Raw genomic sequence first — 19,678 nt, forward strand, 5'->3', positions numbered from 1 at the left:
TCGCCCTACTTGTCGATGTCGCCGACGACGAAGAACATCGACCCGAGGATCGCGACCATGTCGGCGACCAGGGTCCCGGGCAGCAGCTCGGTCAGCGCCTGGATGTTGTTGAAGGACGCCGAGCGCAGCTTGAGCCGCCACGGCGTCTTGTCGCCGCGCGAGACCAGGTAGTAGCCGTTGATCCCGAGCGGGTTCTCGGTCCACGCGTAGGTGCTGCCCTCGGGGGCCTTGAGCACCTTGGGCAGCCGCAGGTTGACCGGGCCGGCCGGCAGGGCGGCGAGCTTGTCGAGGCAGGCGTCGGCCAGGTCCAGCGCGTTGAGCGTCTGCTCCAGCAGGCACTCGAAGCGGGCCAGGCAGTCCCCCTCCTCGCGGGTGACGACGGTGAGCACCTGCCGCAGTTCCTCGGAGCCGTACGCGAGGTAGGGCTCGTCGCGGCGCAGGTCGAAGTCGAGGCCGCTGGCCCGCGCGATCGGACCGCTGACGCCGTACGCCTCGGCCTGCGCCCGGGTGAGGACGCCGACGCCGGCGGTTCGGGCGCGGAAGATCTCGTTGCCGAGGACGAGGTCCTCGAAGACCGGCATCTGCGAGCGGACGGTGGCGACGGCGGTGCGGACGCGGCCGAGCCAGCCGGCCGGGAGGTCCTCCTTGAGGCCGCCGACCCGGTTGAACATGTAGTGCATCCGGCCGCCGGAGGCCTCCTCCAGCACGTGCTGGAGGTCCTCACGGCCGTGGAAGGAGTGGAAGATCGGGGTGATCCCGCCGAGCTCCAGCGGGTAGGAGCCGAGGAACATCAGGTGGTTGAGCACCCGGTTGAGCTCGGCGAGCAGGGTGCGGATCCACACCGCCCGCTCGGGCACCTCCATGCCGAGCATCCGCTCGACGCCGAGCACGACGCCGAGTTCGTTGGAGAAGGCGGAGAGCCAGTCGTGCCGGTTCGCCAGCATGATGATCTGCCGGTAGTCGCGGGCCTCGAACAGCTTCTCCGCGCCCCGGTGCATGTAGCCGATGACCGGCTCCGCGGTGACGATGCGCTCGCCGTCGAGCACCAGCCGCAGCCGCAGTACACCGTGCGTCGCGGGGTGCTGCGGGCCGATGTTGAGCACCATGTCGGTGGTGCCCGCCTCGCCCGTGACGTTCTCGGCTCCCGCCCCGATGCCGACCGTGGTCTCCCTCATGGGTTCAGAGTCTGCCATCCCACCAGGGGTTCCCTGGTCCCTGCCCCTACCAAATCTCAAGGGGCGGCATGCGGACGCTCTCCAAGACCCAGCCGAAGGCGCCCAGCCCGGCCGGGTCGGTGAGTTCGGCCGCCTCCCCGGCACCGCCGAGCGCCCGCAGGTAGGCCGCCGGGTCGCTGGAGGCGAGGGCGAGCGGCGGGCGCCCGCCGCTGACGCCGAGGGCGCGCAGGGCCTCGCGCTGCGTCGTCCACAGGCTGTGGACGCCGGGGACGGCGATCGAGTCGAGCGCGACGTGCGCGGTGACGTCGCACGAGCCGTCCGGCACGGGGGCCACCTCGCGACCGTCCCGGAACCCGGCGCGGGTGCCGAAGAGCGGACGGCGGGCTGCGGTGTGCCCGTAGTCGACGGCGACGGCCAGACCGCGCTCCAGCCCGGCCACGGCGTGCGCCCAGGCGGCGTCCCGGGGGCCGCCGAACTCCACGAAGTCCCCGGGGTGTCCGACCGGCCACCAGCGGGCGGCCCAGGCGGCGTCGGCCTCCGAGACGGGCTCGCCGAGCCGCTCCCGGCCGGACTCCGTCTCCACCTCGACGTACCGGAGCACCCCGTCCTCGTCCACCTCGCCGGCGTCCAGCGGCACGTTGTCGAGCCACTCGTTGGCGAACAGCAGCCCGGTGACGCCCCGCGGCACCTCGCCCGTCCACAGGGCTGTGGACGGAAGTCCGGCCGGCCGGTCCGCGATCTCCACGCCGTACGGGCGCAGCCGCGCGCGCACGTCCTCCGGGACGGCGCCGAGCACCCCGGTCAGCAGCTCCCCCCGCCCGGCCCCGACGTCGACGAAGGCCAGCTCCTCCGGACGGCCGAGGGCCGCGTCAACCTCCAGCAGCAGCCGGGCCACCGCACGGGCGAACTCCGCCGAGGCGTGCACCGAGGTGCGGAAGTGCCCCGCCGGGCCCTCCGGCCTGCGGTAGAAACCCGCCTCCTGGTCGTACAGGGCCCGTTCCATGGCGGGCGCCCACCGCATCCACGTCATGGGGCGCGACGCTACCGGCCGCCCCGGGCCGCTCCCCAACCGGAGCCGGGGCTTCTCCGACCTACGGAGTAGGGCGGATCGCCCTACCGGCGGACCTGGACGGGTCGTGCGACTGCCTACGCTTGAGACGTGCATCGACTCAACGCCTGGCTCCGCCGTCACCCCATGGTGGTCGACGCCGCCTGGGCGGCGATCGTGCTCCTCCTCGGCCTCCTGCCGAACGACACCGTCTCCGGTGGCTGGCGGTTCGACGCGCAGATCGCCACCGCGGTGGCGCTGCCCGCACTCATGGTCTTCCGCCGCCGCCTGCCCGACGTCACGGTGGCCGCGGCCACCGCGATCGCCCTCGGCCAGGTCGCCCTCGACATCGACCCGGCCGCCTCCTCCATCGCCTACCTCGTGTTCGCCTACACCGGCGCCGCCTTCGGCCGCACCTGGACCTCCCGGCTGGCCCTGGCCGCCGGGCTGGCCGCCGGGCCGCTCGCCTACTGGCGGATGAACCCCGCCAAGACGCACTTCGCGGAGGACGGCGTCACCGCCGTCCGCACGCCGTACAGCGTCGGCGAGGCGCTGCTCATCATGCTGCTGATGAGCACCCCGTTCATCCTCTGCTGGGCCTGGGGCCGGCTGACCCGGGTCCGCCGCGCCTACCTGACCGAGCTGGAGGACCGCGCCGCCCGGCTGGAGCGCGAGCGCGACGCCCAGTCCAAGGTCGCCGTCGCCGCAGAGCGGGCGCGGATCGCCCGCGAGCTGCACGACGTCGTCGCGCACAACGTCTCCGTCATGATCGTCCAGGCCGACGGCGCCGCCTACGTCCTCGACAACTCGCCCCAGCAGGCGAAGGAGGCGCTCGGCACGATCGCGTCCACCGGCCGCCAGGCACTGGTCGAGATGCGCCGGCTGCTCGGCGTGCTGCGCACCGCCGACACCGCCGAGGAGTACGTGCCGCAGCCGGGCGTCGAGGAGCTGCCCGAGCTGCTGGAGCAGGTCCGCACGGCCGGCCTGCGGGTCGACTACGCGACCTCGGGCCACCCGCGCGAACTGCCGCGCGGCGTCGAGCTCACGGTCTACCGGATCGTCCAGGAGGCGCTCACCAACGTGCGCAAGCACGGCGGCCCCGACGTGCACGCCCGGGTCGCGGTCGACTTCGGGGAGCGCGAGCTCGCCGTCCTGGTCGAGGACGACGGCCGCGGCACCACCGACGAGCAGCTCGCCTCCGGCGGCACGGACGGCCTCGGCCACGGCCTGATCGGCATGCGCGAGCGGGTCGGAATGGTCAGCGGCAGCCTCGACGTGGGCCCCCGCCCCGGCGGCGGCTTCCGGATCCGGGCCGTCCTCCCCCTGAAGACGGCCCACTAGCCCGCCCGCCGCTCACCCCCTAGGAGCCCCCTTTGACCATCCGCGTGATGCTCGTCGACGACCAGGAGCTGCTGCGCACCGGCTTCCGGATGATCCTGCAGTCCCAGGGCGACATCGAGATCGCCGCCGAGGCCGGCGACGGCGCCCAGGCCCTGGAGAAGCTGAAGCACACGCCGGTCGACGTGATCCTCATGGACGTCCGGATGCCCCGCCTGGACGGGGTGCAGACCACCCGCCGGATCTGCCTCGCCGAGGACGGCAGCCCGCTGCCGGACGCCCCGCACGTCCTCATCCTCACCACCTTCGACCTCGACGAGTACGCCTTCGCCGCGCTCAAGGCCGGTGCCAGCGGCTTCCTGCTCAAGGACGTGCCGCCGACCGAGCTGGTGGCCGCGATCCGCGCCGTGCACGGCGGCGACGCCGTGGTCGCGCCGACCACCACCCGCCGCATGATCGACCGCTTCGCCGAGGTGCTCCCCACCCCGCGGAGCGCGCCCGGCTCGGACGCCCTCGGCCCGCTCACCGACCGCGAGCGGGAGGTGTTCCTGCTGGTCGCCCAGGGCCTGTCGAACGGCGAGATCGCCGCCCGGCTGGTGCTCTCCGAGGCCACCGTGAAGACCCACGTCGGCCGGATCCTGGCCAAGCTCGGCCTGCGCGACCGGGTCCAGGCCGTGGTCCTCGCGTACGAGGCCGGGCTCATCCGGGCCGGGGCCGGGGACTGACGCGCCCGTACACTGGGGCGGTACGTCCGGTACCCGAGGTGGACCGGAACGGAGATCAGGGACAAGGTGGGCCTGTGAGCGAGCGCAGCGAGCTCACCATCGGAAGGTGCGCAATGGCGAATGCCCCTGCCGAGCGGAGCGAGGTGGGCGCATGAGCACCCACGAAAGCGGCTTCGGCTTCGGTGAGCACGGCGAGTTCGCCCCGCTCGACGACGGTTTCGGCGACCCCCGCGACCCCGGCAACCGCCCGGCCCGGCTGGCCGTCGGCGTGGTCGGCACCGGCCGGGTCGGCCCCGCCCTCGGCGCCGCCCTGCAACTCGCCGGGCACACCGTGGTCGCCGCCTCCGGCGTCTCCGCCACCTCGCGCCGCCGCGCCGAATCGCTGCTGCCGGGCGTGCGGATCGTCACCCCGCCCCAGGTGCTCGCCGCCGCCGACCTCGTCCTGCTGACCGTCCCCGACGACGCCCTGGCCGACCTGGTCGCGGGCCTCGCCTCGACCGGCGCGATCCGCCCCGGTCAGCTCGTCGTGCACACCTCCGGCGCGCACGGCGTCGGCATCCTGGAGCCCGCCACCCGGGCCGGGGCGCTGCCGCTCGCGCTGCACCCGGCGATGACCTTCACCGGCACCTCCGTCGACCTGGACCGGCTGGCCGGCTGCCCCTTCGGCGTGACGGCGCCCGCGGAGCTGCGGCCCGTCGCCGAGGCGCTCGTGGTGGAGATGGGCGGCGAGCCCGAGTGGGTGCCCGAGGAGGTCCGCCCGCTCTACCACACGGCCCTCGCCCACGGCGCGAACCACCTGGTCACACTGGTCGCGCAGGCGATGGACCTGCTGCGCACGGCGGGCGTCGCCGAGCCCGGCCGGCTGCTCGGCCCGCTGCTGGGCGCGGCCCTGGACAACAGCCTGCGCTCCGGCGACGCGGCCCTCACCGGCCCCGTCGCCCGGGGCGACGCGGGCACCGTTCGGCGCCACCTGGCGCAGCTCAGTACGGTGTCCCCGGACATCCCGGTGGCCTACCGGGCGATGGCCCGCGCCACGGCGCAGCGGGCACTCGCCAACGGGACGATCGACGAACCGTCGGCGGCGGCGCTGCTGGACGTACTGAACGAGGAGAAGGCAGATGGCACGCGGTAAGCAGCCGAACAAGCCCCAGCGGACGCCGAAGGTCCACCGGGCCGTCGTCACCCGCACCGTGGACGACTTCGAGGCCGCGTTCTGGCCGGACGAGCGGCCGGTCGACAACGCCGTCGTGATGACCATGGGCGCCCTGCACCAGGGCCACGCCGCGCTGATCCGGGCCGCCCGCAAGCAGGTCGGCCCGGGGGGCCGGGTCGCGGTGACGGTCTTCGTCAACCCGCTCCAGTTCGGCGCCGGCGAGGACCTGGAGCGCTACCCGCGCACCCTCGACGACGACGTGCGGCTGGCCGAGGAGAACGGCGCCGACGTCGTCTTCGCGCCCTCCGTCGACGAGGTCTACCCGAACGGCGAGCCGCAGGTGCGCCTGGCGGCCGGCCCGATGGGCGAGCGCTTCGAGGGCACCACCCGCCCCGGCCACTTCGACGGCGTGCTCACCGTGGTCGCCAAGCTGCTGCACATCACCGACCCGGACTTCGCCTTCTTCGGTGAGAAGGACGCCCAGCAGCTGGCGGTCATCCAGCGCATGGTCGCCGACCTGGACTTCGACGTCGAGGTCGTCGGCGTGCCGACCGTCCGCGAGGAGGACGGCCTGGCGCTGTCCTCGCGCAACCGCTACCTCTCCGAGGAGGAGCGCGAGCGCGCCCTCGTCCTCTCGAAGGCCCTGTTCGCGGGCCGGGACGTCGCCGCCCAGGGCCCGAAGGCCGTGCGCGAGGCCGCCGCGGCCGTCCTGGACACCGCGGAAGGTGTCACCCTTGACTACCTCGCCCTGATCGACCCGCACGACTTCACCGAGGCGGCGGACGACTTCCAGGGCGAGGCGGTGCTGGCCGTCGCCGCGAAGGTGGGCTCCACCCGCCTGATCGACAACGTCCGCATCATCGTCCGATAAGAGCTCTTCCCTCAGGCATGCACTCACAGGAGGCGTGACCACATGCTCCGCACCATGCTCAAGTCCAAGATCCACCGAGCCACCGTGACCCAGGCCGACCTGCACTACGTCGGCTCGGTCACGGTGGACGAGGACCTGCTCGACGCCGCCGACCTGCTCCCCGGCGAGCTGGTCCACATCGTCGACATCAACAACGGCGCCCGGCTGGAGACGTACACCATCGCCGGCCCGCGCGGCACCGGCGTGATCGGCATCAACGGCGCCGCCGCCCGCCTGGTCCACCCGGGCGACCTCGTCATACTCATCGCCTACGGGCAGATGGACACGGCCGAGGCCAAGGGCTACGAGCCGAAGATCGTCTTCGTGGACGAGCACAACCGGATCTCCGGCCTCGGCGGCGACCCCGCGGACGCCCCGGAGGGCAGCGGTCTGCTGCGCGGCGACACGGCGTACCGTGGCGCCGACGGCGCGGCCACGACGGCCACGCGCTGAAGGAGCAACTGAGCCATGCCCGTTAAGCACCGCCTCACCGCCCCCGCCCCCGGCTGGACGACCACCACCGACGTGGTCGTGGTCGGCTCGGGGGTGGCCGGTCTCACCGTCGCCCTCAACGTCCGCAAGGCCGGCCTGCGGGCCATGGTGGTCACCAAGGCGATGCTGGACGACGGCTCCACCCGCTGGGCCCAGGGCGGCATCGCCGCAGCCCTGGGCGAGGGGGACACCCCCGGGCAGCACCTCGACGACACCCTGGTGGCCGGCGCCGGGCTCTGCGACGAGGAGGCCGTGCGCACCCTCGTCACCGAGGGCCCGGACGCCGTCCGCCGGCTGATCGCCACCGGTGCCGCCTTCGACCGCAGCGAGGACGGCGAGATCCTCCTCACCCGCGAGGGCGGCCACCACCGCCGCCGGATCGCGCACGCCGGCGGGGACGCCACCGGCGCCGAGATATCGCGCGCGCTGGTCTCCGCCGTCCGCAGCGACCCCGGCATCGAGCTGATCGAGCACGCGCTCGTCCTCGACCTGCTCACCGACGCGAACGGGCACGCCGCCGGCCTGACCCTGCACGTCATGGGCGAGGGCCAGCGCGACGGCGTCGGCGCCATCCGGGCCCGCGCCGTGGTGCTCGCCACCGGCGGCATGGGCCAGGTCTTCTCGGCGACCACCAACCCGGCGGTCTCCACCGGCGACGGCGTGGCGCTCGCGCTGCGGGCCGGCGCCGCCGTCACCGACCTGGAGTTCGTCCAGTTCCACCCGACCGTGCTCTGGCTCGGCCCCGAGGCCGAGGGCCAGCAGCCGCTGGTCTCCGAGGCGGTCCGCGGCGAGGGCGCCCACCTGGTCGACGCGGACGGTGTCCGGTTCATGGTCGGGCAGCACGAGCTGGCCGAACTGGCCCCGCGCGACATCGTCGCCAAGGCGATCACCCGGCGCATGCAGGAGCAGGGCGCCGAGCACATGTACCTGGACGGGCGGCACTTCGGCGCCGCGATGTGGGAGCAGCGCTTCCCGACCATCCTCGCCTCGTGCCGCGCGCACGGCATCGACCCGGTCACCGAACCGATCCCGGTCGCCCCGGCCGCGCACTACGCCTCCGGCGGCATCCGCACCGACCGGCACGGCCGCACCACCGTCCCCGGCCTGTACGCCTGCGGCGAGGTCGCCTGCACCGGGGTGCACGGCGCCAACCGGCTGGCGTCCAACTCGCTGCTGGAGGGCCTGGTCTTCGCCGAGCGGATCGCCGCCGACCTGGCCGGCCGGCACCGCGCCGACGACCTGCCCGAGCGCTCGGTGGACGTCGCCGCCGCGCGCGCGGCGCAGCCGGTGCCGCTGCCGCCGTCCGAGGCGCGCGCCGAGGTCCAGCGGCTGATGTCGCGCGGCGCGGGCGTGCTGCGTTCGGCCGCGTCGATGGCCGGCACCGCGGCCGGCCTGGCCCTGCTCGCCGAGCAGGCCTACGCGCACGTCGCCGAGGAGAAGCCCGCCGACCCGCGGGTGGAGACCTGGGAGGCGGCCAACCTGTTGCTGGTCGCCACCGCCCTGGTCGCCGCCGCCGCGCAGCGGGAGGAGACCCGCGGCTGCCACTGGCGCGAGGACTTCCCCGAGCGGGACGACGCCCACTGGCGGCGCCACCTGATCACCCACCTGACCGCCTCCGGCGACCCCGTCAGCACCCCCGAGGAGCGTTGAGAACCATGTCCCACTCGCACGAGGAACTCCCCCTGGCCGACCAGGGCGGCTGCGGCGACGGCTGCGCCTGCGGGGACGGCGAGGGCTACGAGACCGGGCTGGACCCGCAGCTGGCCGAGCTGCTGGAGCAGGCCGGGCTGGACCCGATCGAGGTCGAGGACGTCGCCACCCTGGCGCTGGCCGAGGACCTGGCCGGCGGCGAGGACGTCACCTCCGTGGCCACCGTGCCCGCCGACGCCGTCGCCACCGCCGACTTCACCGCCCGCTCGGCCGGCGTGGTCGCGGGCCTGCGGATCGCCGAGGCCGTCGTCTCGCTGGTCTGCGAGGAGGAGTTCGAGGTCGAGCGGCACGTCGAGGACGGCGACCGGGTCGAGGCCGGCCAGGTGCTGCTGTCGATCCGCTCCCGCACCCGGGACCTGCTGACGGCCGAGCGCAGCGCGCTCAACCTGCTCTGCCACCTGTCCGGCATCGCCACCGCGACCCGCGCCTGGGCCGACGCCCTGGAGGGCACCGGCGCCGTCGTGCGGGACACCCGCAAGACCACCCCCGGCCTGCGCGCGATGGAGAAGTTCGCGGTCCGCTGCGGCGGCGGCGCCAACCACCGGATGGCGCTGTCCGACGCCGCGCTGGTCAAGGACAACCACGTCGTCGCGGCCGGCGGCGTGGCCGAGGCCTTCCGGGCCGTCCGGGCCGCCTACCCCGAGCTGCCGGTCGAGGTCGAGGTGGACACCCTGGAGCAGATCCCGCCGGTGCTGGAGGCCGGGGCGGACCTGATCCTGCTGGACAACTTCACCGTCGGGCAGCTCAAGGAGGCCGTCGCGCTGGTGGCCGGCCGGGCCCGGCTGGAGGCCTCCGGCGGTCTCACCCTGGCCACCGCGCGCGAGGTCGCCCAGACTGGTGTCGACTACCTGGCCGTGGGCGCGCTCACGCACTCCTCGCCGATCCTGGACATCGGCCTGGACCTGCGCGCCTGACCGTCAGGAGAAGACGCCAGGCCCGTCCCGACTCGCAGAAAGCGCCCCATGCTCCTCACCATCGACGTCGGCAACACCCAGACCACGCTCGGCCTGTTCGACGGCGAGGACGTGGTGGAACACTGGCGGATCTCCACCGATCCGCGCCGCACGGCCGACGAACTGGCGGTGCTGCTGCAGGGCTTGATGGGCAGCCACACCGCGGCCCGCGAGGCCGCGGTGGAGGGCCTGGCGATCTGCTCGTCCGTTCCCGCCGTGCTCCACGAGCTCCGCGAGGTGACGCGCCGTTACTACGGCGACGTCCCCGCGGTGATCGTGGAGCCGGGCGTGAAGACCGGTGTGCACGTCCTGATGGACAATCCGAAGGAGGTCGGCGCCGACCGGATCGTCAACGCGCTGGCCGCCAACCACCTGTACGGCGGGCCGTGCATCGTGGTCGACTTCGGCACCGCCACCACCTTCGACGCGGTCAACGCCCGCGGCGACTACGTGGGCGGCGCGATCGCCCCGGGCATCGAGATCTCGGTCGAGGCGCTCGGCGTCCGCGGCGCCCAGCTGCGCAAGATCGAGCTGGCCCGGCCGCGCAACGTGATCGGCAAGAACACCGTCGAGGGCATGCAGTCCGGCATCCTCTACGGCTTCGCGGGCCAGGTCGACGGCCTGGTCGACCGGATGGCCAAGGAGCTCGCCAAGGACCCGGACGACGTCCAGGTGATCGCCACCGGCGGCCTCGCCCCGCTCGTCCTCGGCGAGGCCGGAAGCATCGACGTCCACGAGCCCTGGCTCACCCTGATCGGCCTGCGGCTCGTCTGGGAGCGCAACCGCCCGAGCTGACCGGGCCGTTCCGTCGGGCCGAACGTGGGGCATCGGCGCGACGTTACCGACAAATCGGATATTCCTCACGTAGTGTCAGCCCATGCCTACGCCACACGGATCGCGCGGCGGCATGGCCTTCAGCGCCGACGAAGTCCGCGTGCTGCGCCGCGCCCTCGCCCAAGCCCTGCACCCCGCCGTCCCCGTCCACTTCCCGGCCCTCGAACGGACGGCCTGCGCCGACCCGGGGGCCGAGCTGTGGGCCGAGGACGTCCAGGACGCGCTGCGTCTGACCGAGGCGATCGACGAGGCCGTCCAGGAGGGCGGCCGACTGCGCGCCTTCCTGCTCGCCGACCTCGGGCGCTACCGGGCCGCGCTGCCCGGCAGCGCCAGCGGCTACCTGGAACGCCTGGAGGAGGCCGTGACCGACGGCTACCTGCCCGGCCCCGAGGACCTCACCGCGCTGCGCGGGCTCACCCGGCAGCCCTGCGGCCACCTGGAGCGCTCCCGCCGCTCCCGACTGGCCGGGCGCTGTCACGCGCTCGCCGAGGCCGCCGTCCGCGAGCGGCTCGCCCGCACCGTCGGCCAGCCGCGCCACCTCGTGGCCGTACCGAACCCCGCCGCACCACCGAGCAGTCTCCCCACCCCTGTTGGAGGACGGATCACGATGAGCAGCACCGACTCCCCCGCCGAGCGGCCCGCAGCCCCGCAGGACCCGCCCCGCCCGCACCGGATGCCCACGCCGGCCGAGCTCTTCGGCCGCCGCCCCAAGCCGCCCGCCCGCCCGGCCCCGCCCGCGACGCCGGCGCCCGGCCCGGAGGACGTCGAACTCGCCACCGGCACCGGCTGATCCGGGCCGGACGGGGCGAAAGGGAGGTCGCACCGGGCGGCCTCCCTTGTCCATGTGTCGACTTTCCGGCAATTTCTCCACTGAAATGCGGTCACATCTTCATAACCTTCACGCCGCACGGCGGGGCATTCGGTCCGGTCCTGCGTGCATTGATGCGACATCGGCCCGGTTGACGGCCGGGGGGCCGTACCCAAAAGTCGCGGAGTCATACTCACTCGATCCGGGGGAATCACGTGAACCCGACTCGCACGCGCCGGACGCTCGGCGCGGGCGCGGCCACGCTCGTCGCCGCCCTGTCCGTCGGCACCGCGGCCGTACCGGCCCACGCCGCCGACCACCAGCTCAAGGTCTTCCCGGCGTCCGGCTCGTTGCAGATCCCGAGCCAGCCGGTCGCGCCGCCGCGCTCCGGCGAGAACGTCTTCCTGCGCATCGGCCGCACCGGCACGGGCGCCGTCTCGGACGTCAAGCTCGCCCTCGACGTCTCCGGCCTCGACGGTCTGGCCACGCTCGAAGCCCCGGGCTGCACCACCGCCGGCAAGGTCATCACCTGCACCGTCGGCCGGCTGGACCAGGACAACATCAACATCACCACCAACCTGTGGCTGAGCGCCGTCCCCGGTGCGAAGCCGGGCTCCAGCGGCACGGTCCGGGCGACCCTCAGCGCCCCCGGTGCCGAGACCGGCACGGCGGACTTCCGGGTGGACGTCGGCACGGCCACGTTCCGCACCCACAAGCCCACGAGCAAGGGCGACGCCAAGGTCGGCAGCAAGCTCCCCTCCGACCTGGAGTTCGCCAACCACGGGGAGCTGCCCGCCAAGCGGGCGATCGTCCACGCCGACCTGTCGGCCGGCCTGACGGTGGACACCTGGCCCTCCAACTGCGAGTACGCGGTCGACAAGGGCCAGTCGTGGGGCAAGGACGCGCCGATGCCCACCGTGCACGGCATCTGCACCATCGACGGCGAGATCGCCCCCGGCCAGGCCGTCAAGCTGAACGGCCTCGACATCACCGTCGGCCCGGACGCCTACTACACCACGGTCGACTACGGCGTCTTCGCCACCGCCGACGCCTACGGCACCGGCTGGCTGGACGACCTGCGCAAGCGGCTCACCTTCAAGCCCGGGACGGGCGCGCCCGCCACCCTGGCCAAGAGCGCGGGCGACGGGATACCGGCCGGCAACGACACGAACGGCTACAGCACCGAGCAGGAGGTCCTGGCGGACAACTCCGCGGACTTCCAGGTGGCCGGCGGCTGGGCCCCCGACGCCTCCGGCGCGGCGGGCACCCTCACCACCGGGATGAGCGACAACGGCCCGGCCTCGATCTACGACCGCAGCGGCGGCGAGGGGGCCCCGAACGTCGTCGTGCAGCTTCCCGAGGGCGTCACCGTCACGTCCCTTCCCCCCACCTGCGTGGCGAACGACTACGTCCGCGGCAAGAAGTCGGACAAGCCGCTGAACAAGTTCGCGTGCGACGGCGTGGGCACCTCCTTCATGCCCGCCGGCGCGAGCATCACCCACAAACTGGGCCTGCGGCTCCCGGCGGGCACCGGGGAACTGGTGGCGACGGTCTCGCTGCAGAACGAGCAGAGCTCGTACGAGGACGGCCACCCGAGCGCCGTCATGCCGTGGGACCGCAACCCGGCCAACGACCTCCTGAAGGTCACCCTGCGGCCCGCGGCGCCCGCCGGCGGCGGCACCGGCACGCCGGTGTCCGACCGCACGACGGCGGCCGCTCCGGAGCCCGCCACGGGCGCCACCGCCACGCCGTCCGCCGCCGCGAACGCGGCTGCCGGAGGCGCCCTGGCCGACACCGGCAGCTCCGCCACCCTGCCGCTGGCCGGCGCGAGCGCGGCCGCCGTCGCCCTCGGCACCGCCGCTCTGATCGGCTCGCGCCGGCTCCGGGCCCGCCGGAACGGCTGAGCCGCCCGCACCCCAGGGGGAGGGCGCCCGTTGTGCCCTCCCCCTGGGGCCCGTCATCGGGCTCCCGTCTGCCGCGCGCCGCTCGGGCGAACGACGCACGTCCGGAGACCGGCCCAGTGCGGATATCCCGTGGCGGAGCACGGTGTGCGGCTGGCTACCCTTGTGGGGTGAGCGATCAGAGTCTTATTCCCGCGACCGACGACCTTCCCGAGCAGATGCGCGTCCGGCGCGAGAAGCTCGACCGGCTCCGGGCCGCCGGTGTCGACCCGTACCCGGTCGGCTTCCCCCGCACCACCACCATCGCGGACCTGCGTGCCAAGCACCCGGACCTGGAGCCCGACACCGCGACGGGCGAGCGCGCCGGCGTCACCGGCCGGGTGATCCTCTCCCGCACCGGCGGCAAGCTCTGCTTCGCCACCCTGCGCGACGGCAGCGGCGACCTCCAGGTGATGTTCTCCCTGGACAAGCTCGGCCCGGAGCGGCTGGCGGCCTGGAAGGCGGACATCGACCTCGGCGACCAGGTCGGCGTCGAGGGCGAGGTGATCACCTCCAAGCGCGGCGAACTGTCCGTCATGGTGGACCGCTGGGAGCTCACCGCCAAGTGCCTGCGCCCGCTGCCGGACAAGCACAAGGGCCTGACCGACCCGGAGGCCCGGGTCCGCCAGCGCTACGTCGACCTGATCGTGAACCCCGAGGCGCGCGAGATCCTGCACCTGCGCAGCAAGGTCGTCCGCTCGATCCGCCGCACCTACGAGGACCGCGGCTACATCGAGGTCGAGACCCCGATGCTGCAGCCGGTCCACGGCGGCGCCAACGCGCGTCCGTTCAAGACCCACATCAACGCGTACGACATCGACCTCTACATGCGCATCGCGCCCGAGCTGTACCTCAAGCGGCTCGTGGTCGGCGGCGCCGAGAAGGTCTTCGAGATCAACCGCAACTTCCGCAACGAGGGCGCGGACTCCACCCACAACCCGGAGTTCACCTCGCTGGAGTCGTACGAGGCGTACGGCGACTACGACACCCAGGCCGAGCTGATCCGCGAGACGATCGTCAACGCGGCCCGGGACGCGCTCGGCACCACCGTGATCAAGGGCGTGGACCCGCACGGCGTCGAGCACGAGATCGACCTGGCCGAGCCGTGGGAGGAGGTCAGCGTCTACCCGGGCATCTCCGCCCACCTCGGCGTCGAGGTCACCCCGGAGACCAGCGTCGAGGAGCTGCGCAAGCTGGCCTTCGACCACGACATCCCGTTCGAGAAGAGCTGGGGCCACGGCCAGATCGTGCTGGAGATGGTCGAGCGCCTGCTGGAGGAGAACGCCGTCCGGCCGACCTTCATCAAGGACTACCCGACCGAGGTCTCCCCGCTCACCCGCCAGCACCGCTCGATCGCGGGCGTGGCCGAGAAGTGGGACCTGGTCATCTTCGGCACCGAGATCGGCACCGCCTACTCCGAGCTCGTCGACCCGGTCGAGCAGCGCGCCCGCCTGACCGCGCAGTCCCTGCTCGCGGCCGGCGGCGACGTCGAGGCCATGCAGGTCGACGAGGACTTCCTGCGGGCCCTGGAGTACGCGATGCCGCCCACCGGCGGCCTCGGCCTCGGCGTGGACCGCCTGATCATGCTGCTGACCGGCAAGAACATCCGGGAGACCGTGCTCTTCCCGCTGGTGAAGCCGGAGCCGAAGGCCTCCGCCGCCGCGGCGGAGAAGACCGAGGAGGAGTGACCTGATGGACTACGTCAGCGCGATCGTCCCGCCGCTGGTCATGGCGATCGGCTTCGGCTTCCTGGTACGGGCCATCGTCCGCAGCCAGGGCGGGGCCCAGAAGGCCAAGGAAGACCTCGACTGATCCTCGGCGGCCGGTCCCGGGCGCACCCGCGTCCGCGGCCGGCCACCGCCCGCACGCCCCGCGCCGCCATTCCCGTTTCCGGGGGTGGCGGCGCGCCGGTTTGGTGCACTTCACAAGATTTGCCCCATTCACTCCCTATCCTGGCCGCACTATGGTCCGGCAACTCGGCGAACTTGAGAACGCCATCATGACCAGGGTGTGGCGGTGGAACCGACCGGTGACGGTTCGCGAGGTTCTCCAGGATCTGCAGTCGGAACGCGAAATCGCCTACACCACGGTGATGACGGTCCTGGACAAGCTGCACAGAAAGGGCTGGCTGCGCCGCGAGCGCGCCGGCCGGGCCTATCGATATGAACCGGTCTCGTCCCGCGAGGCGTACACCGCGGCACTCATGAACGACGCGTGGGCCACGAGTGACAATCCCGCGGCGGCCCTGGTGCACTTCTTCGGCCTCATGTCGCCCGAGCAACGGGAGGCGCTGCGGGACGCCTTGCGGGTGGCCGCTCTGTTCCCGTCCGATCCGGCCGGGCCGGAATCCCCGGACGGCGGGACGGATACCGGGGGGACCTCACCCGGGGCGGCGCGATAACGTCCCGCCATGGAGGTCACCATCCGCCGCGCACGGACCACGGACGTGCGGGCAGTACGCAGGCTCATCGACGCCTACTCGCGGGACGGCATTCTGCTCGACAAGCCCACCGTCACCCTGTTCGAATCCGTGCAGGAGTTCTGGGTCGCGGAACGCGACGACGACGCCACCGTGGTGGCCTGCGGCGCGCTGCACGTGATGTGGGAGGATCTCGCCGAGGTCCGCACGCTCGCGGTGGATCCGGCCTGCCGGGGGTACGGGGTCGGGCATCTGCTGCTGGAGAAGCTGCTGCAGACGGCCCGCTGGCTCGGCGTCCGTCGGATTTTCTGCTTGACGTTCGAGGTGCCCTTCTTCGCGAAACACGGTTTCGTCGAGATCGGCGAGCTCCAGGAAACCGATGATGGTACGACAGACCCGGCGGCGATCGCTACGGATGTCTATGAAGAACTTCTCCGCTCGTACGATGAAGGTGTCGCGGAGTTCCTCGACCTGGAGCGGGTGAAGCCCAACACACTGGGCAACTCGCGCATGCTGCTGCACCTCTGAGCGGCTCCGCACCGGTCAGGGGTTTGTGTTTTCCGGTGAAAGGCGCTTTCCTTTCCTTAGGCAATGGGTCGTTTAGCGGAAAGGGAAGCCCGTGGCACAGAGGGTGCAGGTCATTCTTGAAGACGATCTCGACGGCGGTTCGGCGGACGAGACGGTGACGTTCGCGCTCGACGGCGTTGCCTACGAGATCGATCTGAAGAGCGCGAACGCGGACAAGCTGCGCGGTCTGCTGGCGCCGTACGTGGAGAAGGGCCGCAAGCAGAGCGGCCGGCTCGCCGGTCCGCGCCGGCCGGGCCGCGGCACCGCCTCCCGCCCGTCCGGCAGCGCTCCGGACACCGCCAAGATCCGCGCGTGGGCCAAGGAGCAGGGCCTGGAGGTCAACGACCGCGGCCGCGTTCCCAGCGTGGTCCGCGACGCCTACGACAAGGCCAACGTGGCCTGACCCCGCCCCCGGACCACCGGAGCGGGTGCGGGGCCCCGGCGGCCGCGGACGGCGTCGACGGCACACGCGCGGGGCGCGGAGGAAGCTCCTCCGCGCCCCGCGGCGCGCGCCGGACCGGCCGCACCGCCGCCGGGGGCCGGACGGGACGGCCGCGGGCCGGGCTCGGGCGGCGGAACAATCACGAGCTGTGCAACGCTGTAGGGGCGAAGCGGTAACGCGGACACCACCGGGATGGCGTACCGGCCACGGTGGCCCCCGCTGAGCCACCGTCACCGCGGCCCCGTCCCGGCCCGACTTCTCGCCAGGCGAACACCGCCACCGCGGAAACTGCGCGAGAACCGCCCCGATACCGGGTATGAATGCAGGTGGACGGGTTCTTCGACCCGTCCAGGGGCAGTATGCGTGACCGGCCGCAGACGGATCCGGCTGCACCCCGGCGGTTCTTGTTCGCCGATGGCGTAGCGGTTTCCGGTGCATCCGGCCCGCCTGTGGGAACACCGATTCCCAGCATCAGGTTGGGATTGGTGTCGGCTGGTCGCGCAGCATCTCGCTCCCGTACCGGGGAGTGAATCCGTGGGCCGCGCCGCTGAGCGGGACTAGCATGCGGAAGGACAGGGCGGGGACCGACCCCGAACTGCCCGACCGCTCTGAGGAGCGATAAACGATGTTCGAGAGGTTCACCGACCGCGCGCGGCGGGTTGTCGTCCTGGCTCAGGAAGAAGCCCGGATGCTCAACCACAACTACATCGGCACCGAGCACATCCTCCTGGGTCTGATCCACGAGGGCGAGGGCGTCGCCGCTAAGGCCCTGGAGAGCCTCGGGATTTCTCTTGAGGCCGTACGCCAGCAGGTCGAGGAGATCATCGGCCAGGGGCAGCAGGCCCCGTCCGGCCACATCCCCTTCACCCCCCGGGCGAAGAAGGTCCTGGAGCTGTCGCTCCGGGAGGCCCTGCAGCTCGGCCACAACTACATCGGCACCGAGCACATCCTGCTCGGCCTGATCCGCGAGGGCGAGGGCGTCGCCGCCCAGGTCCTGGTCAAGCTGGGTGCCGACCTGAACCGGGTGCGCCAGCAGGTCATCCAGCTGCTGTCCGGCTACCAGACCGGTGGCGGCAAGGAGTCGGCCACGGCCGGCGGGCCCGCCGAGGGCACCCCGTCGACCTCGCTGGTCCTGGACCAGTTCGGCCGCAACCTCACCCAGGCCGCCCGCGAGGCCAAGCTCGACCCGGTCATCGGGCGCGAGAAGGAGATCGAGCGGGTCATGCAGGTGCTGTCCCGCCGCACCAAGAACAACCCGGTCCTGATCGGTGAGCCCGGCGTCGGCAAGACCGCCGTGGTCGAGGGTCTGGCCCAGGCGATCGTCAAGGGCGAGGTCCCGGAGACGCTCAAGGACAAGCAGCTCTACACGCTGGACCTGGGCGCCCTGGTGGCCGGCTCGCGCTACCGCGGTGACTTCGAGGAGCGCCTGAAGAAGGTCCTCAAGGAGATCCGCACCCGCGGCGACATCATCCTGTTCATCGACGAGCTGCACACCCTGGTCGGCGCGGGCGCCGCCGAGGGCGCCATCGACGCCGCCAGCATCCTCAAGCCGATGCTGGCCCGCGGCGAGCTGCAGACCATCGGTGCCACCACCCTGGACGAGTACCGCAAGCACCTGGAGAAGGACGCCGCGCTGGAGCGCCGCTTCCAGCCGATCCAGGTCGCCGAGCCGTCGCTGCCGCACACCATCGAGATCCTCAAGGGCCTGCGCGACCGCTACGAGGCCCACCACCGGGTCTCCATCACGGACGCCGCCCTGGTCGCCGCCGCCACCCTGGCCGACCGGTACATCTCGGACCGCTTCCTGCCGGACAAGGCGATCGACCTGATCGACGAGGCCGGCTCCCGGATGCGCATCCGCCGGATGACCGCGCCGCCGGACCTGCGCGAGTTCGACGAGAAGATCGCCGACGTGCGCCGCGAGAAGGAGAGCGCGATCGACGCGCAGGACTTCGAGAAGGCCGCGTCCCTGCGCGACGACGAGAAGCAGCTCCTGCAGGCCAAGGCCAAGCGCGAGAAGGAGTGGAAGGCCGGCGACATGGACGTCGTCGCGGAGGTCAACGAGGAGCTCATCGCCGAGGTCCTGGCCACCGCCACCGGCATCCCGGTCTTCAAGCTGACCGAGGAGGAGACCTCGCGCCTCCTGCGCATGGAGGACGAGCTGCACAAGCGCGTCATCGGCCAGAAGGACGCCATCAAGGCGCTCTCCCAGGCCATCCGGCGCACCCGTGCCGGCCTCAAGGACCCGAAGCGTCCCGGCGGCTCGTTCATCTTCGCCGGCCCGTCCGGCGTCGGTAAGACCGAGCTGTCCAAGACGCTGGCGGAGTTCCTCTTCGGCGACGAGGACGCGCTGATCGCGCTCGACATGTCCGAGTTCTCGGAGAAGCACACCGTCTCCCGGCTCTTCGGCTCCCCGCCCGGGTACGTGGGCTACGAGGAGGGCGGCCAGCTGACCGAGAAGGTCCGCCGCAAGCCGTTCTCGGTCGTCCTCTTCGACGAGGTCGAGAAGGCCCACCCGGACATCTTCAACTCGCTGCTGCAGATCCTGGAGGACGGTCGCCTGACCGACTCCCAGGGCCGGGTGGTCGACTTCAAGAACACCGTCATCATCATGACGACCAACCTCGGCACCCGGGACATCTCCAAGGGCTTCAACCTCGGCTTCGCGGCCACGGGCGACACCCAGACCGGGTACGAGCGGATGAAGGCGAAGGTCGGCGAGGAGCTCAAGCAGCACTTCCGCCCCGAGTTCCTGAACCGCGTCGACGACATCGTGGTGTTCCACCAGCTGTCCGAGGACGACATCATCCAGATCGTCGACCTCATGATCGCCAAGGTGGACGAGCGGCTCAAGGACAAGGACATGGGCCTGGAGCTCAGCGTCGAGGCCAAGAAGCTGCTGGCCAAGCGCGGTTACGACCCGATCCTGGGTGCCCGTCCGCTGCGCCGCACCATCCAGCGCGAGATCGAGGACCACCTCTCCGAGAAGATCCTCTTCGGCGAGCTGCGGGCCGGCCACATCGTCGTCGTCGACGTCGAGGGCGAGGGCAAGGACGCCAAGTTCACCTTCCGCGGCGAGGAGAAGTCCGCCGTCGCGGACACCCCGGCCGCCGTTGCTTCCTCGGGTCCGGACCTGACGAAGTAGCAACATTTAACAGATAACA

Annotated in this window: 17 protein-coding genes; 15 read left to right on the forward strand and 2 right to left on the reverse strand. The window is 72.4% G+C overall.

From position 1 onward, the window contains the following. Positions 1–5: 5 nt before the first annotated feature. Positions 6–1,175: an NADH-quinone oxidoreductase subunit D gene (locus AB0C76_RS16570; protein ID WP_359965095.1), complete on the reverse strand. Its 1,170-nt coding sequence runs from the start codon at positions 1,173–1,175 to the stop codon at positions 6–8. A gap of 46 nt (positions 1,176–1,221) precedes the next feature. Next, positions 1,222–2,205, reverse strand: coding sequence for an SAM-dependent methyltransferase (locus tag AB0C76_RS16575; RefSeq protein WP_359965096.1), 984 nt, complete (start codon positions 2,203–2,205; stop codon positions 1,222–1,224). Positions 2,206–2,334: 129 nt separating this feature from the next. Between AB0C76_RS16575 and AB0C76_RS16580 the strand changes: the two genes are divergently transcribed. The 15 genes from AB0C76_RS16580 (at position 2,335) to AB0C76_RS16650 (ending at position 19,659) form a co-directional block, all read left to right on the forward strand. Continuing rightward, entirely contained in the window at positions 2,335–3,564 is a 1,230-nt protein-coding gene (locus AB0C76_RS16580; protein WP_359965097.1) for a sensor histidine kinase, read from the forward strand. A gap of 32 nt (positions 3,565–3,596) precedes the next feature. Further along, the gene (locus tag AB0C76_RS16585; protein ID WP_359965098.1) at positions 3,597–4,286 is read left to right on the forward strand and encodes a response regulator transcription factor; all 690 of its coding nucleotides are present in this window, start codon (positions 3,597–3,599) and stop codon (positions 4,284–4,286) included. Between the two features lie 151 nt (positions 4,287–4,437). After that, a complete protein-coding gene (locus tag AB0C76_RS16590) occupies positions 4,438–5,418 on the forward strand; it encodes a DUF2520 domain-containing protein (RefSeq protein WP_359965100.1) in 981 nt (326 codons plus the stop codon). Then, positions 5,405–6,310, forward strand: a complete 906-nt coding sequence (gene panC / locus AB0C76_RS16595; RefSeq protein WP_359965102.1) for a pantoate--beta-alanine ligase — start codon at positions 5,405–5,407, stop codon at positions 6,308–6,310. Before AB0C76_RS16590 ends, panC begins: the two co-directional genes overlap by 14 nt. Before the next feature lie 42 nt (positions 6,311–6,352). Further along, positions 6,353–6,802, forward strand: a complete 450-nt coding sequence (gene panD / locus AB0C76_RS16600) for an aspartate 1-decarboxylase (RefSeq protein WP_359965104.1) — start codon at positions 6,353–6,355, stop codon at positions 6,800–6,802. 15 nt (positions 6,803–6,817) lie between these two features. Then, entirely contained in the window at positions 6,818–8,491 is a 1,674-nt protein-coding gene (locus AB0C76_RS16605) for an L-aspartate oxidase (RefSeq protein ID WP_359965106.1), read from the forward strand. Between the two features lie 5 nt (positions 8,492–8,496). Next, a complete protein-coding gene (gene nadC, locus AB0C76_RS16610) occupies positions 8,497–9,465 on the forward strand; it encodes a carboxylating nicotinate-nucleotide diphosphorylase (protein WP_359965108.1) in 969 nt (322 codons plus the stop codon). A gap of 48 nt (positions 9,466–9,513) precedes the next feature. Further along, positions 9,514–10,299 (forward strand): type III pantothenate kinase, encoded by a 786-nt coding sequence (locus AB0C76_RS16615; RefSeq protein WP_359965110.1) that lies wholly within the window; start codon positions 9,514–9,516, stop codon positions 10,297–10,299. 82 nt (positions 10,300–10,381) lie between these two features. Further along, a complete protein-coding gene (locus AB0C76_RS16620) occupies positions 10,382–11,128 on the forward strand; it encodes a hypothetical protein (RefSeq protein ID WP_359965112.1) in 747 nt (248 codons plus the stop codon). Positions 11,129–11,361: 233 nt separating this feature from the next. Next, positions 11,362–13,050: a hypothetical protein gene (locus AB0C76_RS16625; RefSeq protein WP_359965114.1), complete on the forward strand. Its 1,689-nt coding sequence runs from the start codon at positions 11,362–11,364 to the stop codon at positions 13,048–13,050. A 167-nt stretch (positions 13,051–13,217) separates the two neighbouring features. Next, a complete protein-coding gene (lysX, locus tag AB0C76_RS16630; RefSeq protein ID WP_359965116.1) occupies positions 13,218–14,774 on the forward strand; it encodes a bifunctional lysylphosphatidylglycerol synthetase/lysine--tRNA ligase LysX in 1,557 nt (518 codons plus the stop codon). A gap of 275 nt (positions 14,775–15,049) precedes the next feature. Beyond that, positions 15,050–15,487 carry a BlaI/MecI/CopY family transcriptional regulator gene (locus tag AB0C76_RS16635; RefSeq protein WP_359965117.1) on the forward strand — a complete coding sequence of 146 codons (438 nt, stop codon included), beginning with the start codon at positions 15,050–15,052 and terminating at the stop codon, positions 15,485–15,487. Between the two features lie 9 nt (positions 15,488–15,496). Next, positions 15,497–16,033, forward strand: coding sequence for an amino-acid N-acetyltransferase (locus tag AB0C76_RS16640; protein ID WP_359965119.1), 537 nt, complete (start codon positions 15,497–15,499; stop codon positions 16,031–16,033). Between the two features lie 91 nt (positions 16,034–16,124). Then, a complete protein-coding gene (locus AB0C76_RS16645; RefSeq protein WP_359965121.1) occupies positions 16,125–16,475 on the forward strand; it encodes an Lsr2 family protein in 351 nt (116 codons plus the stop codon). A gap of 664 nt (positions 16,476–17,139) precedes the next feature. After that, positions 17,140–19,659, forward strand: coding sequence for an ATP-dependent Clp protease ATP-binding subunit (locus AB0C76_RS16650; RefSeq protein ID WP_097237352.1), 2,520 nt, complete (start codon positions 17,140–17,142; stop codon positions 19,657–19,659). Positions 19,660–19,678 lie beyond the last annotated feature (19 nt).

It is taken from the genome of Kitasatospora sp. NPDC048722 (assembly GCF_040650235.1).
Taxonomy (GTDB): Bacteria; Actinomycetota; Actinomycetes; order Streptomycetales; family Streptomycetaceae; genus Kitasatospora.

Coding starts and splice junctions, on each gene's coding strand:
- AB0C76_RS16570 (WP_359965095.1), bottom strand. CDS start 1,175: ATGAGGGAGACCACGGTCGGCATCGGGGCGGGAGCCGAGAACGTCACG.
- AB0C76_RS16575 (WP_359965096.1), bottom strand. CDS start 2,205: ATGACGTGGATGCGGTGGGCGCCCGCCATGGAACGGGCCCTGTACGAC.
- AB0C76_RS16590 (WP_359965100.1), top strand. CDS start 4,438: ATGAGCACCCACGAAAGCGGCTTCGGCTTCGGTGAGCACGGCGAGTTC.
- panC (WP_359965102.1), top strand. CDS start 5,405: ATGGCACGCGGTAAGCAGCCGAACAAGCCCCAGCGGACGCCGAAGGTC.
- panD (WP_359965104.1), top strand. CDS start 6,353: ATGCTCCGCACCATGCTCAAGTCCAAGATCCACCGAGCCACCGTGACC.
- AB0C76_RS16605 (WP_359965106.1), top strand. CDS start 6,818: ATGCCCGTTAAGCACCGCCTCACCGCCCCCGCCCCCGGCTGGACGACC.
- nadC (WP_359965108.1), top strand. CDS start 8,497: ATGTCCCACTCGCACGAGGAACTCCCCCTGGCCGACCAGGGCGGCTGC.
- AB0C76_RS16615 (WP_359965110.1), top strand. CDS start 9,514: ATGCTCCTCACCATCGACGTCGGCAACACCCAGACCACGCTCGGCCTG.
- AB0C76_RS16620 (WP_359965112.1), top strand. CDS start 10,382: ATGCCTACGCCACACGGATCGCGCGGCGGCATGGCCTTCAGCGCCGAC.
- AB0C76_RS16635 (WP_359965117.1), top strand. CDS start 15,050: ATGGTCCGGCAACTCGGCGAACTTGAGAACGCCATCATGACCAGGGTG.
- AB0C76_RS16640 (WP_359965119.1), top strand. CDS start 15,497: ATGGAGGTCACCATCCGCCGCGCACGGACCACGGACGTGCGGGCAGTA.
- AB0C76_RS16650 (WP_097237352.1), top strand. CDS start 17,140: ATGTTCGAGAGGTTCACCGACCGCGCGCGGCGGGTTGTCGTCCTGGCT.